The organism is Blautia stercoris, assembly GCF_054657695.1.
Map to the genome: position 1 here is coordinate 173,356 of NZ_BAAHYF010000002.1, position 16,645 is coordinate 190,000.

Sequence of the window (16,645 nt, forward strand, 5' to 3'; positions counted from 1 at the left end):
GAGTTAAGAGGGGCGTGAACAAAGCTATTTTTCACGCCCCTCTTGGTATTTTTTATAATCACTCGTTAGCAAGTTCTCGATCGTTTCCGATAAAGAAAAGTGCAATTGTATCCGGTCCTACATGGCTTCCTGTACAGAAATCATAAGAGGTGTTGATAAAATCACGGACTTTAATTTTTTCCTGTATTTTGTTCATAACATACAGAGATTCTTCATAAGCATCCGCGTGAGCGATACCGATAATCTGTTTTTCAGGCTCTACGATATTATTGCAAACCAGATCAACCAGTGTATTTAAAGCGGCTTTACGACCACGCACCTTTTTATAAGTGACAATATAGCCATCTTTATCTCCCTTTAAAATCGGTTTAATCTTAAGCATATTTCCAATTGTTGCTACGCTTCCCTTGATGCGTCCGGTGCGGGAGAGATATTTCAAATCGCCAACTGTGAAGATACCGTTCATCTTTCCTACACAAGTCTCCAAAAAATCGGCAACTTCGTCAATCTCCATTCCTTTTTCTCTCATGATGCTGGCGTAGATTGCAAGGATTCCCTGAGCAAGAGAGGCATTGAGAGAGTCAATTAAGCGTATTTTGCAGCCGTTTGTATGTTTACTTAATACTTCTTCTGCAGCTAAGCGTGCAGAGTTAAAGTTTCCACTGATATTTTTGCTTAAAGAAAAATATAAAACATCTTGGTCTTCTTCAAATGCCTTTTGGAATTGCTCCTCAAATGTTGCGGTGCTGATCAGCCCTGTTTTAATTTCACAGCCTTTGCGCATGGCATCATAATATTCGGCACCCTTTTGGCGTTCTTCTTCTAAAGAAAGGTCTGGATTGTAGCAGGTGACTTCCTTTCCGTCAACTAGATTAATAAAAGAGATGACATTGATGTTATATTGTTTTGCTATTACAGCCGGAAGATTGGCAGCAGAGTCTACAAAAATCTGAAACATAGTATATCTATCCTTCCTGTTTGAATATGATTATCTTTCGACTATTATATCACAGATAAGTATAATTGGTAGACAGTTGTTCGGCTTTTGGCGAATAAAAGTCTAAGTTCTGAGTAACTTATCCCCCTGTATGGCTTGTTAGAGAACAAGAGATTTGATAAAATAAAAATATTATTGGAGTGATGCGAAAGGGGATCCACTGATGAATGTAAATATTGTTCTTTATGATGAGTTTGAAACGTTAGACGCCTTAGGAATTGCTAATATTTTTGGAATGGCACCGGAACATTTTTATATTAATTATTTGTCGGTAAACGGAGGACTGGTTAGCAGTAAACAAGGTGTGAAGGTTTGGACGGAACTATTGATTCCGGAAGAAGTGGAGGATATATTGGTGCTTCCGGGAGGGCGTACCGCAACGAAGCTGCTTTGTCTTGAACCGAAAAAATTGGAAATTATAAAAGCGGCAGCACAGGAGGCAGATATCTGTATGATGATTGCAAATGCTTCTTCTATATTAGCACAGACCGGGCTTTTGTATCATAGACAGATTGCAGATTATCCGGGAGATCAGAACTGGAAACGAATGTTTACTGCTGAAATTAGACGAGCAGAGGGTGTGAACTGGATATCCGATGGAAAATTTTATTCCTGCAGTTCAACGATGGCTGGATTTGATATGGCATTAGGTGTGATTAGCGATATGGTAGACATCGAATTGGCAGTTCGTATTGCAGAAATGTTGGGATATGAATGGAATCAGGAGATAATTTTCTAAAAAAAGCAATTAAAAAAAGTTTAAATGAGTAAAAGGTGGAAAGTATACCAGAAAGTATTTGAGGAGGTTAAGATAGGAAATATTTGTCGGAGATAGCAGTGCAATAGAAAAAAACAAAATAAAAAGTCGGTCAGTCTCATGGATAATCAAAAAGTTAGAAAACACTGTTCTCATTGATATTTAGCTTTCGATGGGATAAGATAATAAATAGAAATTAGTATTTTAAATTATTCCGGAGGGGAAAATATGCTTACAATTATATATGGAGACGAACCCAGAAGTATTTATAATACAAATGTTTATTTTAAAAACACTTATGAATCAGAGTGGCTTGAATCAGAACTTGCTAAAAAGATGATTCAAGATGTAGATGATTCTGAAGTATTGGGTGGAGAATGTATTAAAAGTCCAGTTCTTGGTCAAATACCTCCAGAGCGGTTATCAGGTGGAGTGAAAACGTTACTATTAATGCTAAATGAACCTGATAGAATTTTTAATGCATCTACTTGTGGTGATAATTGTGCAAAATGGATTTTAGAAATAGCGAAACAGAAGGATTTAACAATTAATCTCAGGCACATGATGAACTTTGGAAAAGACACTGATTTTGAAATAAAAATAAAAAATGGTGGAGAAGTTGTTCATTCTATGAAAGAGCTGATTCCTATAGCAAGTAAATACCTAAATCAAATGGTACAGGAGTAGTAGTATGAGAGGTGCGCATAGAATTATTGTTGAATCAAGAAAAGTAAAATATGATTTTGTTGTAAAAAGAAATATCACCATTCTTACAGGAAATAGTGGTTCTGGAAAAACAGTATTGATTGACTTGATTCGAGATTATAGAAGATATGGAGCAGACAGTGGCGTCTTTGTTTCCTGTGATTGTGAATGCAGGACAATAGATAATGAAGACTGGAAACGACAAATTGAAGAGATATCAAGCAGTATTATATTTATTGATGAGGGAAATCGTTTTTTATTTTCAAAAGAATTTGCAGGTGTCGTACAAAAATCGGATAACTATTTTGTGATTGCGACACGTGAAAAACTGCCAATGCTTCCATACAGTGTAAATGAAATTTATGGATTTCGAAAATCAGGGAAATTTCATGAAGCAAAACAGAAGTACAATGAAATTTATCATATCTATGGAGAATTGACAGAAGAAGGAAATGTCGACCCTGAATATGTTATTACCGAGGATTCTAATTCAGGATATGATTTTTTTTCAGAATTGTCGAAAGTTAAAGCAATACCATGTGTTTCTGCGAAAGGTAAATCTAATATTATTAGGACTTTACAGGCAAATCAAAATGACAGTAAAATAAAATTGGTAATTGTAGATGGTGCAGCATTTGGTTCTGAAATGAAAGAGGTTATGGAATATGTAAATGTATTTGAAAATGTTGTCTTATATGCACCAGAATCTTTTGAATGGCTTTTGCTTGCGTCAAATGTAATTTCAGATAAGGAAATAACAGATATTCTCAAAAAACCAGAAAATTATATTGAAAGTAAAGAGTATGTCAGCTGGGAAAGGTTTTTTACAGAGGTATTGACAAATAAAACACAGAATAATTCCGTCTGGGCGTATTCAAAACGAAAACTTCCTAAGGTGTATTTGTCGTCGAAAGTAGTGAATGCAGTTCAGAAAGTAATGAAGAAAATTAATTGGAAGGAAAGAAGATAAAAAGTCGGTCAGTCTCAAGGTGAATTTGGCGATTTCTAAGAAATGCTGTTGTTGCACATTACCTATAAGGGATTGAAATTTATGATATACCATCATTAAATCTTAAAATGTTATTTTTCTATCAAAACATAAAATCAAATTTTGACATGAGGTAAATGTATGAATAAACAATTATTGGAAAATCCACTTTTACTTGTAATTGACATGCAAAATGTATATTCAAATGGACAAAAATGGGAGTGTTCTAATTTTAATCGCTCTCTTAATCAGATAAAAAAATTATTAGAATCAAACACAGAAGAAAAAATAATTTTCACAAAATACATCGCATCCGATGAACCTCAGGGAATTTGGAAAAATTATAATATTGAAAATTCAGATGTTAATTTAGATAAATGGCTAAATGAACTTGTGGATGATTTTAAAGAGTTACAGAAAAAATATAAATGTTATTCAAAATCCGTGTATTCATCTTATAGCATAGAACAAATAAGAAAAGCTGCATCCGATGCCTCTTGCGTTGTTGTAACAGGAGTAGTTGCTGAATGTTGTGTATTATCGACGGTTATGAGCTTGATAGATGCTGGAGTCTATGTAATTTACCTTAAAGATGCAGTTGCCGGTGTAAATAATGAAACAGAAGAAGCCACAATAAAAGTCTTAGAGGGATTAGCACCGTTGCATTTAAGTATTATGACAACAGAAGAATATTTGCAAATAAAATTGAACTAGAGAACAGTATTTCCGCAGTGAATTAAACTATTAGTTGATTTTTTTCATAAAAATTCATGCTATAATAAACTCAATAAAACAACGTAATGAAAAGAGAAAATAAATGGAGGGCTATTATGGCAAACAGACCAGTTTTTGTAGCGAAAGAATCCGCACCGTTTTACAGAACAATGACAATTGATTTTGACTGGAATAGTGGCTTTGCAAAGGTACAGAAACAGAAGAATATTACTGCAATGCATAATGAGTTTTTAAGAAGAAAACCAGATAAAAAAATCTTAGAAATTTCAAGTAAATCCATGCAGGAATACGGAAATGATTTGAGTGCCTTTTTCCTCCAGAAATATGTTCCGGAACTCGGAAAGAAAGTACCGGTGGAATGCGTATTTCAGTCAGCAAAAACATTCCAAAAAGGTGGACCATATAAAGATATTTTGGAAGTTTCTCCAAGAGAAGCAAAACGAGATGGACGATTAGTTACCAGTGGTATGCTGACTGGATTTACATTTGAAAACAGAGTTTATCCACTTGAACCAAAGACAATTTTTTATGATTATATCTACATAAATGCATTATTGGAAAATGAAAAACTTGTGGAAGAAATTTTAAAATATGATGCATTTACAGATATTGAGTTTAATCCATCCAAAAGTATTAACTGTCAGGCAAAGGCAGCAGCGTGTTTTGTAGGATTATATCGAGCAGGTCTGGTAGAAAAGGTAAAAGATTTTGATACTTTTGCGGAATTATTTGGAGTAAATTCAAAAGGACAGTCAGTACAGTCATCTCCTAAAAAAGAAGAATCCAAAATTTCTGAAGTTATCAAAGAAGGAAATTGGATTAAACATAAAATTTATGGAAAAGGAAAAATCGTTAAAGTTGAGAAAACTTCATTGATGGTGGATTTTAGAATGGTTGGAAAGAAGAAAATTGGAATGGAGTGGTGCTTGAAAAATTGTGAAGTATTGAAATAGTTAAGAGAAAACAGCAGATTATCTGGTGAAAAAGATAGAATTTGGAGCGTAAGAATGTACGAAAAAAGGGTCGTTCCGTCTCAAAAAATGATTGAGGCGGAACGACCTTGTTTTATTCTTGAATATCTGAATCATACCCACGATCCGGCCTTCGCCGTACAATCCGTGCCCTTCACTTATATTCTGCCACCAGGAAGATAAGTCTGAGCTTCGGGGAGCGACCCCTAACTTCTTACCCTTGGCTTACGCCACAAGCCTGCACAGGATTGGCTACCTGTAAATTTCACCGTCCATTCAGATTAATAAACGAGTTTTTGTCAATCTGCCATATGGCTACTTTCACCGGCGACTTCTGTTATAGGCGGATTTCTCCGTCATCAAGGCAGAATGCATTGTTGGCTTTACCTCTGTCATATCAGTTGCCACACTGATACCCCTTAGGCTTACTCCTACACCGTAGGCGTCTATTGCTGCATCCAGAAGTTCCGTGCTTTTAAATGCGGGCATTTCTGCGATATGTGTTTCCGTTGACGGTTTCCGTCTTCCCGGGATTTATCACTAAACCCCGGCAGCCTTCCAAAAGAAGTATCCTTGATTTGGTTGACTGGGCGCCCCTCACCCGTTTCCGGGTCTATTGGATTTACCACACACCTCGAAGTACTGGCGTACTTTATTCATCGAGTTGATCGCAGGTATGATTCAAATATTCAATTTGTTTTTTTGTAATCTCTCTTGCTGACAATACTTAGTATAGAGTAAAAAGAAAGATTTGTCATTAAACTGCTGGTTTAAAAAAGCGTAAAAAAATGCCCCCATATTTTCTATGGAGGCATTAATAAATGTGTTAGCTTACTTTTTGCAGTGCTTTATTTTCTCTCTTTTCTTTTTTTATAACCCACGGTGCCTAAAGCTCCCGCAGATACCAAAAGCATCAAAAGCGTAACGCCAAGTGGTAACTCATCTCCGGTCTTAACGGATTTGCCGGCAGAAGTAGCGTTGCCACTTCCTGCTGCCGTTGCGCCTGGAGATTTCTTTGTGTTACCGTTTCCAACGGTAGTTTTCTTGTTTCCGTTTTGTGTTCTAGCGACATCCGTTATCACACCAATGCTGCCAAGGCTGTTGATTTCTACGGAAAGCACTTTATCTTTTACTGTGCCTTTTAAAGACTCTACTTTTCCGTTTACACAATGTAAAAGGGTCATTTCTTTTCCTTCATATTCTTTTCCGACCGAAACAGAAAGTGTTGCTTTCTTCGGGAGACGAATCTCTTTTCCGTTCTTCAGAAGTTTCACTTCATATAAGCAGAATAAAGATTTGTTTGCCGGAAGTTCTTTTTTCATCAGAGCAACATCTTCGTGGTCATTTTTAATCGGTTTTACAGAAAGTTCCATATCATCTGTCAGACCTTCACCTTTTAAGGAAATACCATACTCTTTATTTGACAGCAGAGTAACGGATGTTTGCTGGTCGTCAGGTTTTTCTGATTCACCCGGTTTTTCCGATTCGCCCGGTTTTTCAGGAGTGTCCGGCTTTTCCTGCTCACCCGGTTTTTCTTCTCCTTGTGCTTCTACAAGGAAGGTATAAGTTCTGCGGTCAGTTCCTCGCACATTCTTTTCAGAAACCAGCTGAATCTGTGTTCCGACTTCAACCGGAATCTGTTGAGATACACCATACGCAACACCGTCGGCTTCAATGCTTGCAACACTGTAGCGATTGAAAAATTCAGGTGTGAAAGAAATTTCATCCTGGTTTGTGAGCAGAGTATACTCATAACGGTCTCTCTCAAAGGTTTCTTTTAAATTACCGCCCTGTAAGCCCAGTGTTTTTAATTCAGCATTTGCTTCCAAATCTTCACCAAGATTTTCGGTGTACTCTACAGTAATCACAGAGTGATCTTTTACTTCCCCGTTTTGTACGGTACATTGAGCAAAACTTTTATCTGGGAAGACGCCATCTAAGGTACCTTTCCAACCACTTCCCGAGCCTCGGTCAAATTCGGACAGTCCGTCGATTCGTTCGATATAAGTGCCCTGGAATCGAAGGGAAATATCGATTTCATTTTCTTCACAAGCGCGCTGAATAATGCTCATCATAGAGTCTTGTGCATAGATTGGAACCTGCACATCGAGAATAGTGCCTCTGACGGTGGCTGGATCTTCTGTTGCACTCAGTGCCTGAGTGTCTGCCTGGATTCCATCCATGATAGTGAGAGAAACGGTTCCTTTTTGGTCGCCAAGGTCTTTTAGTGCTTCAATTCTCTTTCGTGCATTTTCTAATACATCGAGGTTTGTTACTTTTTGTTTTTCTTCCTCACTAAGCTGCTGATACAAGTTTTCGATAGCCTGTACGGTTGCTTCGTCTTCTAAAGTCAGCTCGTTCAGTTCAGGAAGCTGATCAATTGCCTGCATTACGGTTGCAGCGGTAACTTCTTTTGTATCTTCCGATAAATCCCAATAGAATTTTCCGCCATTTTTATAGTGAACATAAGCACTCAGTGCCTGGAAAGCCTGCACACTGGCCATGTCATTGCGTTTTTTATTAGTCTTGTCGTGGCAGAAACCAGTTGCACCTGTGGTATCGCAGTAGTAATCCATTAAGCCTGTAATTGCGTTACTATAAGAGGTACCAAAATCGGAATTTAATGGATCAATCTGCAGCGCAATCAGTGTTAATAATAATTGGGAAGTACTTTCTGCAGTTCCCATATCGTAGGAATCGGACATTGCATTTTTTAAATATGCAAGACCGGCATCGATTGCATTTTTAGCCGCCTCATTGGTCTGTCTGTATGGTGCCAGTGCCTGTAATGCCATAGCGGTTGTATCAACACCCGCAGTTTTGTTATCGGTTAATCCAAAGCCTCCGTTGTCCGGATTCTGGAAAGTCAGCAGTGCGGAAATTATTTGTTCTCTATTCCATTTCGCATCGGATGGAATCGGTGTTTTCTTTGCATCCAGTGCTAAGAGTGCCCAGGCTGTTTCATTAGAACCACTGTTTAAATTCGGATGATTATAAATCATTTCTGCGAGATTGACACCGCCTACATCGGTAATATCTTTGTTCATTACAGATAAGACGAGGGCAACTCGCTCAATTTCGGTAGGTTTCTTATTTGCTTTCCAGCCTTTCACGGTTTTTACTACAGAATCATAATATTGAGTTTGTTTTTCTTCCGGAATGGCGATTCCGGCACGAAGAAGGTCATAAACAATCCAGTCGTGCTCAATACATTCATAATTCTGTTCTGGGCTGATTGCCTGTAAATGTGCTTTTGCGCCAAGCAGACCTTTCTGCACCAGTTCGTCGATATTAATTTGTGGAGTTTCACCGCCTGCAACTTCAATTGTAATCTGAATCGGAGCGACGGAGTTTGTGTTGTCAAGAGGAGTGCCGGTTGCGACAACCGTTCCTTCTTTTAATGCTTTTACATAATATTGATCATTTGTGACAACCGAATTGAAATCCGGTGCGCCTTCCCACTCTGTGCCTTTTTTCCACAGAATCGGCTCTTTTTTATAAATCTTAACGATACCTTTTTTATCAAAGGTCCATTTCAGGTCTGGATAAGTAACGCTCCAGCCGGCATCGGATTTTTCGCCCTTGAAAGTTAATTCCAGTGGTTGTTCCGTGAAATTTTCCATACTTACTTTATCTTGCACTGCGGTTACTTCAGTAAGTGGATTTTCATATACATAAGTCACATCAGAGGTACCGGATACGGTAGATTCTTTCTTGGTTTCCGGATTAGTCTGTGTAAGGGTCGCGCGATAAGTGACGGTACCTGCTTTGTATGGTACATATCCTTTTACCATACTTTCTACATATTCGGCGATGGAGTCGTCGCTGCTCGTTACTTTCCAATTATCTGCATAACTTGCATTTTGTGGAGAGACAATTACGCCACTGTAATCCGGGAGGAAGGCATACTGATCCGGGTCGTTGGCATTTCTTCCGTGAATGACTTTCTTTCCGGAAATCGCAGGTTTTACAGAAGTTGCCGGTACGTAAGTAGAAGTCACTTCCACCTCTGCGGTAATAGCATTGTTTACTTTTGAGGTCACAATCATTTTTGCGGTACCAGGCTTTTTAAAGGAAAAGCTGCTGGAATCGTTGTAGTTTTTAATGAGTGAGTCATCGCTGGTTTTGTAAGCAAAACGAGTTGAGTTTGCAGGTACGAAAGCATTGCTGCCCTGATATTTGGCTTTCACTTCGATTTTCTTTTCTTCTGAGCCGGCAACTTGGCAGGTTTGATTGGTTACATCCTGTCCGTCGATAAACAGCTTGATCTCTTCTAATTTTTGCGCTTTTGAAATGACTTTAACCCAGGCTACGGCTTCGCTGCTTCCATCGGCTTTGGTTTCCGTCGCAGTAACGGTAGCGGAGCCTTCTTTGTCGATACGAAGGTCACCATTATCGGCTCCAATCATTAAGGAACCTTCTGGTTTTACTTCTGAAATGCCCCATGAAATTGTGCTGGTTTCCGGCACGTTTTTTAACTGGAAGTTTCCTACAATTCCAAATGCATTTACTTCGTCCGGTGAAACAGTAAAGGTCTGGTTTTCGATGGCAAGTGTTTCGCCTGCTTCAGTTACCATAACCATTTCATATTTGTTTTCCGGAAGATTTGGTTTGTCCGGATTATAAGTTTTATCTTCTCCGAAATAAGGATAGCCGTTGCTGTTTTGCCCCCATTTGGTACCATTTGCGCCTCTGTTTTGATTTAACATCGTTACGAAATCTTTGGTTTTCAGCTGTTCTTCTGATTTTGCAGAAGAGTTGTTTAAAGCAGCAGCCGGAATTTCAGCCGGATTGGCAAGTCCTTCCTGCCAGTAAGTATTTTTCAGGGTGCCTTCTTTATACTGATTAAATAAAACACCTTTTTTGCCTTCACTGATGGAATAGCTGTTGATAATGCTTCCGCCTTGCAGACGTTTTGCAAAACCGCAGGCTAAACTTCCTTTTACATCTGAAAAACAGTTGATGACAGTTCCTTTTAAATTTTGTCCGATTGGTCCATTTCCACTTTGTTCCCAGGTATCAATGGTACCGGTAAAATACAGATTCTGTAAAACGCCTTCTTCCCCTAAATGCTGGAACATCCAGTTTGCATTTTCAAAGATAATGGCATGTCCCCGTCCATCTAAAATGCCATTGAATTCCGTCATAGAGAAGTAAGAATCTTTTATGGTAATATCTTGATCCAGTACATAGTACTGATCGGAACTGGAATTAATCTTACTTAAATCATTTTCAGTTGAGATATGCTGAATCTGACTTGCGTCAGCAGGAGGAGCCACCGGCTCTGTCGGTCGTTCTTTTTTCAGACCGTCTTTTGCTGCCTGCAGTGTTGCAGTTGCGGTTGTAACCTCTTCAAGTGTAGCATCTTCATTTTTTAAAACGTTCTGTGCGTTTGCAAGTGCATCTTCAAGTTTACTCCAACTGTCTTTAGTATAGCCTTCTTTATTAAGGGCACTGCAAGTGTCTGCCAGTTTTTGTAAGTTTGTTTTATCCGGTTTCTGTGCTTCGGTGGAACCGCCCTTTACGAGAATCGGAAATCCCTGGTTGCTGCCATCTGTCGGAGTTGCCCAGGAAAATCCGGTCTCCGGAAGATTAGTATTTAAAATGCTGTTTGCTGCGCCGGATTTAAAATCTTCTAAGGATTTTTGCTGTACGTTTTCCGGAGTGATTTTGTTGCCACCCATACTTACGGCACCATTCATACTTCCAGGTCCATAGCAGCTGTTTTTAAGTTTGGTATCGTTTGAGTTGTTGACACCAATTAAACCGCCGTAAAAACCGGAAAGCATTCCGGTTACGGTACCTGCAAAATAAGAGTTCTGGATCACACCTCCGTTTGCGGTACCTACTAATCCACCCGGTTCATCAAAACCGTCCATGTTTAACTTGGCAGTAGAAAAACAGTTTTGAATGGTTCCGCTAAAAGTCATTGCTATACTTCCAAAAGTATCGTCGCGTTCAATTACTTTTTCACTGGTTACACCCAGATTTTGAATCGTTCCGGTTACCTTATTTGCCAGTGGCTTATTGGTCAGGGTAATGGTATGTCCTGCTCCGTCTAAGGTTCCCTCAATACTTTCAAACCACTGACCGCTTTCCATTGTTACATCTTCAGACAGGGTATAAGTTTCCCCGGCCGGAATTGTGGATGGAAGCGTGTTGGCATAAGCTGGTACTTCCTGTTGGGATTCTTGTGCTTCTTCAGTTTGTGCTTCGTTTTGTGTTTCGTTTTGCGTTACATCTTGTGCATCATTTTGTGTATCATTTTGTGATGCATCGGTTGGTTCCTGGTTCTCAATTGCTGAAGCATTTTGGGTCGGAAGTGCGGAAGCGGATACGGACATCGGCAGCGTACTTCCTAAAAGTGTTAGAACCAGAAGAATACTAAGCAGTCGCTTAAATTCTTTTTTCATGCTCCTTCTCCTTTTAAAGTATTCTACTTTCTATATACACTTCTCTTTTTTGGGAAATCTTTTTTTGTACACAAAAAAGAGCCTTTCTCCATTTCTGAATCAAAGCTCTTTTATACACTACTTGATTAAAATTATGAAATGCTGTTACTGCGTATAAAAGATTCTTTTCTTCAAAAATCTTGAACGAAGTAACAGCAAGCCCTCTGACTTAACGACCTGCAAAAATATGCTACTGAAGTTCCTCCGGTGTGCATATTTGGGGGCATGTCTCACAGTAGAATCATCTGTATCAGATTTGCACTGATTTTCTTTTTAACTCAAAACATTACTGTTTTTGATGACTGTCACAGGTATATAGTTTGTTAATATTTTACCTTAGGTTTCCTGCTGCTGTCAATCGGTTATTTAACTTCTAAGCATTTTGGTATTTGGGAGGATATAGTCAATTAGAGCGTGTTGTGATAAAATAAAAATAATATTTTAAACGCAGATAAGCATTCCCCCGCTTCAAGTGCGCAGAGCACTAAGCGGCGGGTGAGGGGGATGCTTCTGTCAGTGGGAGGTGAAAGCTCCCACTGACAGATCGCAAAGCGACTGCGTTCATGAGCAAGTAGCGAAGCGGATTGCAAATGTTCGCTTTACTTAATGAAAGGGGAATGACTTATGAAAGAAAAATTTAAAGTATTGATTTTAAATGGAAGTCCGCGCAAAGACGGAAATACAACCGTTGCAGTAAAAGAAATGGAAAAGGTATTTGCCGAAAATGGAGTGGAATATGAAACGATTCAGATTGGAAACAAAGTCATCCGTGGATGCATTGCCTGCAACTATTGCTATAAGAACGGGAAATGTTCTATTAATGATGATATCGTAAATGAGCTGGCATCGAAGTTTGAAGAAGCGGATGGTCTTGTGGTAGCAAGTCCGGTTTATTATGCTTCTGCAAATGCAACTTTGATTGCATGTCTGGACCGACTGTTTTATAGTACACCATTTGATAAAACCATGAAGGTGGGTGCAAGTGTGGTCTGCGCAAGACGTGGTGGATGTTCAGCGACGTTTGATGAGCTGAATAAATATTTTACTATTTCCAATATGCCGATTGCTTCCAGTCAGTATTGGAACAGTATTCACGGAAGAAAAGTGGGTGAAGCTGAGATGGATGAAGAGGGAAAACAGACCATGCGTACACTTGCAAGAAATATGGTATTTTTAATGAAGAGTATTGCACTTGGAAAAGAAAAATTTGGTCTGCCGGAAACAGAAAAACGAGTAGCAACCCATTTTATTCATTAAGTTCAAATCGAATGTAAGCTGACAAACTGTTCTGCAAAAAAATAGATAGAGAGACAAAGAAAAATGAAGCATTTAAGCATAAGAGAATATATACCGGTTTTGCTCTATACAATCATGGGTGTTCTGATTGGAATTATCGTTGGAGCAGTAGATGCGATATTTGGAAGGGTACTTTTAGGCATTACGGCATTTCGAGGAGAACACGTTACTGTTCTTGTTCCATTTTTGGCGCTTGCCGGTGTGGCAATTTTATTATTATATCAAAAAATCAGCCCGAAATCGCAAAAGGGAATGGGGCTCATTTTCGAAACCGGTTTTGAGGAAAATGAAGAAATTCCGAAGGCATTGATTCCAATTATTATGGTTTCTACCTGGCTTACACATTTATTTGGAGGAAGTGCCGGAAGGGAGGGTGTTGCAGTTCAGATAGGTGCAGCGGTCTCTCATACAATCGGAAAGAAATTTGAAGTGATTTCCGGGAAGACGGAAAAAAATGGAAAAATCTTTTTGATTATGGGTATGGCAGCGGGTTTTGGCGGGTTGTTCCAGACACCGCTTGCAGCCACATTTTTTGCACTTGAAGTATTAGTTGTCGGGGCATTATTTTATGAGGCGATGCTTCCGGCAATGAGTGCAGCATTTACTGCAAGTTTTACGTCTCATTTATTGGGACTGGAAAAATTTTCGGTTTCTTTTTCGGATACGTTTTCTGTGAATCCGCAGACCATTGCCAAATTGATTTTGATTGCGATTGTGTTTGGAATTACAGGCGGAGCCTTTTCGTACTTTCTGGCATTTGCAAAAGAAAAACTGGCGAAATTTATAAAAAATCCTTACCGGAGGATTTTCTTTACAGGCATCATCCTTTCAATTTTGTTTTTACTTTTATGGAAAGGACGTTACTGTGGACTTGGAACGAATCTGATTTCTGCAAGTTTTGCAGGAGAAAAGGTCTATGTGTTTGATTTTTTATTAAAAGCAGTATTCACGATTGTGACACTTGCAGCAGGATTTCAGGGGGGAGAAGTCACTCCGCTTTTCTCAATCGGTGCGACACTTGGGGTCATTCTGGCTTCTGCTTTGGGTCTGCCTGTTTTATTGGTGGCAGGACTTGGTTACGCAGCCGTTTTTGGAAGTGCGACAAATACCCTGATTGCGCCAATTTTAATTGGAGTTGAAGTATTTGGTCCGGAACATGTGGTGTGGTTTGCAATTATATGCATGATTGCATTTGCCTGTAATGGAAATAAAACAATTTATGGAAAACAAAGACTGTCGAAAATGTCGGATTTTAACCGAATCAAGTAACGAAGAAGAAAAAAGTAAGATAGGATAAGATAGGAATTATGAAAGAAAATAAGACAAGCTGGCTAGGTGTTTTGGCAACGGAAGAAGAAGTGAAGCAAAATGGTTTAAAGGAAAGCAATTGTGTGGTAAACGGTGCAGGAAATCTGCAGTTTTATCAGGTACGGTTGTAGGGTTTGTGAAGGGAGAATTTCGGATAAAGCTTCATTATGATGAACCATTGTGCAGGCAGTTAGAGGATACAACAAAAGAAAATCAGCCGGTATTTACGAAAGGCAGACATTATCGCCCCGATATCCGAATGGACTTATACAGAGAAGATGTTTACTGGTCAACGATTATTTTTGAGGTAAAATATCGTAAGATACAGAGTATCTTTCAGGATAAAACAAAAAAGCAAAATAGGGATACGAAGTCATTTTGTGAAAATCAAATTCGGGGATATAAAAATGAACTTCATTCAAAATACTGCAGAGGGCTGGATGAAAATTTTGTGCTTCGCAAATTAAATCCTGTGGATCGTGTATGGGTCTTAAATCCAACACACCATGAAGGAAATATTATTGACAAAGAAGAGGAAGGAATCAAGTTAATTCAGCTGATTCCGGGAAAAAATCATCAGGAAATCATTCTTGAATTAAAGGAAGAAATTAGTGAAGCATTTGATGGAGAATTGATATAAAAAATTAGATGAGGAAAAGATGAGAAAAAAATCAAAAAAAAGAAACAAAATGATTGGTGTAGCACTGGTCATTATCGTTTTGTTATTCGGAATCATAACAGTTAAATTTATCCAGTATGAAAAAATAATTGAGGATACGGAAAGGACATGGCTGATTACACAATATGGTCCAAGAGATGTAAATTCTATGTTTTATACATTGTATGGTGGAAAGGGGCAATTAATTGTTGTAGATGGTGGCTGGACAGAAGATGCAGATTTTGTGCGTCAGACGATTAAAGAGATGGGCGGAAAAGTAGATGCATGGATTTTGACCCATCCACATCAAGACCATATTGGAGCGTTTAATGCAATTTATTCAGATTTGCAGGGAATTGAAATCAAGGAAGTTTATACGGTAGATATGCCGTCACCGAAATTGTGTCAGGAACGTGCACATTGGGATAGTGTGGATACTTATAATGATTTTTTGGATTTGAATGTAAAAAATTTAAAATACGTTTATCCGGGAGATGAACTGAATATCTGCGGGCTTAAAGTTGATATTTATAATGCCTATGATGAACATGTAAAGGAATTATCACAGGATTATTTAAATGATGGTTCTATGATGTTTAAGGTGCAGGGAGAAAAATCCAGTATGTTGTTTTGTGCAGATGTTGGAAAAGCGATGAGTGATTATCTGCTTGATACATGGGGAGAAAAGTTAAAAGCAGATTATATTCAGATGGGACATCATGGAAATGGCGGGCTTCTAAAAGATTTTTACGAAGAAGTTTCCCCAAAACTTGCATTTTTTGATGCACCGGACTGGCTGATGTATGATGAAACGGGAAAATATACAACACCTGAAAATGCAAAAGAAATGGAGTCGTTGGGAAGTGAGGTAGTAAGTTTTCATACCCAGCCTAATACCGTAGGCATAGAGTAAAAACCCAGGTACTTTCAACACTGGAGATTGAAAGTACCTGGGTTTTATCTTAGATTTGTTAAGGTTAGATAAAGCAGTAATTATCTTTTAAAGTTAATAGTATCACTTGCAACAGCATGTTCATCGAGAAGCTGTTTAAACGTCTTTGTTTTGGCTTTTTCCTGATAATCCTCTGAGAAATAATATCCCTTTAGTTCATCCATATATTCATCATAATCGCATAAATAAACGGAGATAGAAGAGACATCGCTGTCCTGAACAGCAACCGTATATGCAGAGCCGGAAGTGCTATTGGCTGACAGTAAATTTCCATCTGCATCAAGCACAACAGCAAAATATTTAAATTCAGGGTCTGTTACATCAAGAGAAATTTCGAAAGGTGTTTTGGTAACGGAAAGTATTCCATTTCCATCGGAATCAACTGCCTTTGTTTCCTTTGTAATCGAGTCAGAGGTATTTTTCTCAACATCAACTGAGAAGTTCCAGTCTCCTTCTAAAGTCCAGGTGTTATAATGATTCAGACCTTCTGTGGCATCCGGATAACGTTCATAGTACCGGTTCCACATTTCTGTAAAAAGCCGGTGTTCGATTTCTTGCTGTTCTTCTGTAAAATTTTTATAATTAGCTTCATTTAAACCATTTTCGGCCATGGCCTGCTGATAGGCATCTTTTAAGTCCTGTGGCATTTCAGGAGCGGAATCGTCCGGTTTATAACCGCAGATGTTTTTTACATTAAGCTGGATATTAAAGTTGTCTGGAATGGATTCGTTTTCACTAGTCAAAATATCTTCTTTATTCAGGCGCAGAACGCCGAAATAAGTATGGGAATCAATCTGCTTTCCATCCAGATAAGCATTTAAAAGTG

Annotated in this window: 13 protein-coding genes (1 of these 13 cut by a window edge); 10 read left to right on the forward strand and 3 right to left on the reverse strand. The window is 38.6% G+C overall.

What is annotated here, in order from left to right:
* Positions 1–58 precede the first annotated feature (58 nt).
* Positions 59–958, reverse strand: coding sequence for a DegV family protein (locus ACYQ2D_RS10610; RefSeq protein ID WP_459785393.1), 900 nt, complete (start codon positions 956–958; stop codon positions 59–61).
* A gap of 202 nt (positions 959–1,160) precedes the next feature.
* Between ACYQ2D_RS10610 and ACYQ2D_RS10615 the strand changes: the two genes are divergently transcribed.
* From ACYQ2D_RS10615 to ACYQ2D_RS10635, 5 genes are all read left to right on the forward strand, one after another.
* Positions 1,161–1,736, forward strand: coding sequence for a DJ-1/PfpI family protein (locus tag ACYQ2D_RS10615; protein ID WP_187559129.1), 576 nt, complete (start codon positions 1,161–1,163; stop codon positions 1,734–1,736).
* A gap of 246 nt (positions 1,737–1,982) precedes the next feature.
* Positions 1,983–2,441, forward strand: coding sequence for a DUF4869 domain-containing protein (locus ACYQ2D_RS10620; protein WP_459785394.1), 459 nt, complete (start codon positions 1,983–1,985; stop codon positions 2,439–2,441).
* Between the two features lie 4 nt (positions 2,442–2,445).
* A complete protein-coding gene (locus tag ACYQ2D_RS10625) occupies positions 2,446–3,429 on the forward strand; it encodes an ATP-binding protein (RefSeq protein ID WP_459785395.1) in 984 nt (327 codons plus the stop codon).
* Positions 3,430–3,588: 159 nt separating this feature from the next.
* Entirely contained in the window at positions 3,589–4,161 is a 573-nt protein-coding gene (locus ACYQ2D_RS10630; RefSeq protein WP_459785396.1) for an isochorismatase family protein, read from the forward strand.
* Positions 4,162–4,277: 116 nt separating this feature from the next.
* Positions 4,278–5,135, forward strand: a complete 858-nt coding sequence (locus tag ACYQ2D_RS10635; protein ID WP_459785397.1) for a DarT1-associated NADAR antitoxin family protein — start codon at positions 4,278–4,280, stop codon at positions 5,133–5,135.
* Between the two features lie 866 nt (positions 5,136–6,001).
* On the opposite strand, the gene ACYQ2D_RS10640 is transcribed toward ACYQ2D_RS10635, so the two are convergent.
* Positions 6,002–11,566, reverse strand: a complete 5,565-nt coding sequence (locus ACYQ2D_RS10640) for a DUF4430 domain-containing protein (protein WP_459785398.1) — start codon at positions 11,564–11,566, stop codon at positions 6,002–6,004.
* A 663-nt stretch (positions 11,567–12,229) separates the two neighbouring features.
* Here ACYQ2D_RS10640 and ACYQ2D_RS10645 point away from each other — a divergent pair.
* The 5 genes from ACYQ2D_RS10645 to ACYQ2D_RS10665 all read left to right on the forward strand — a co-directional run bounded on the left by ACYQ2D_RS10645 (position 12,230) and on the right by ACYQ2D_RS10665 (position 15,780).
* The gene (locus ACYQ2D_RS10645; protein ID WP_118701436.1) at positions 12,230–12,862 is read left to right on the forward strand and encodes a flavodoxin family protein; all 633 of its coding nucleotides are present in this window, start codon (positions 12,230–12,232) and stop codon (positions 12,860–12,862) included.
* Positions 12,863–12,925: 63 nt separating this feature from the next.
* Entirely contained in the window at positions 12,926–14,170 is a 1,245-nt protein-coding gene (locus ACYQ2D_RS10650) for a chloride channel protein (RefSeq protein ID WP_118701437.1), read from the forward strand.
* Between the two features lie 38 nt (positions 14,171–14,208).
* Positions 14,209–14,340 carry a hypothetical protein gene (locus tag ACYQ2D_RS10655; protein WP_279289526.1) on the forward strand — a complete coding sequence of 44 codons (132 nt, stop codon included), beginning with the start codon at positions 14,209–14,211 and terminating at the stop codon, positions 14,338–14,340.
* Positions 14,341–14,345: 5 nt separating this feature from the next.
* The gene (locus ACYQ2D_RS10660) at positions 14,346–14,849 is read left to right on the forward strand and encodes a hypothetical protein (RefSeq protein WP_118701438.1); all 504 of its coding nucleotides are present in this window, start codon (positions 14,346–14,348) and stop codon (positions 14,847–14,849) included.
* 19 nt (positions 14,850–14,868) lie between these two features.
* Entirely contained in the window at positions 14,869–15,780 is a 912-nt protein-coding gene (locus ACYQ2D_RS10665; protein ID WP_459785399.1) for a ComEC/Rec2 family competence protein, read from the forward strand.
* Between the two features lie 80 nt (positions 15,781–15,860).
* Here the strand turns inward: ACYQ2D_RS10665 and ACYQ2D_RS10670 are convergent, their stop codons facing one another.
* A protein-coding gene (locus tag ACYQ2D_RS10670; RefSeq protein ID WP_459785400.1) for a DUF4179 domain-containing protein crosses the window boundary here: on the reverse strand, positions 15,861–16,645 show its 3' portion. It continues 676 nt past the right edge of the window; only the last 785 of its 1,461 coding nucleotides appear in the window; its start codon lies beyond the right edge, outside the window; its stop codon occupies positions 15,861–15,863.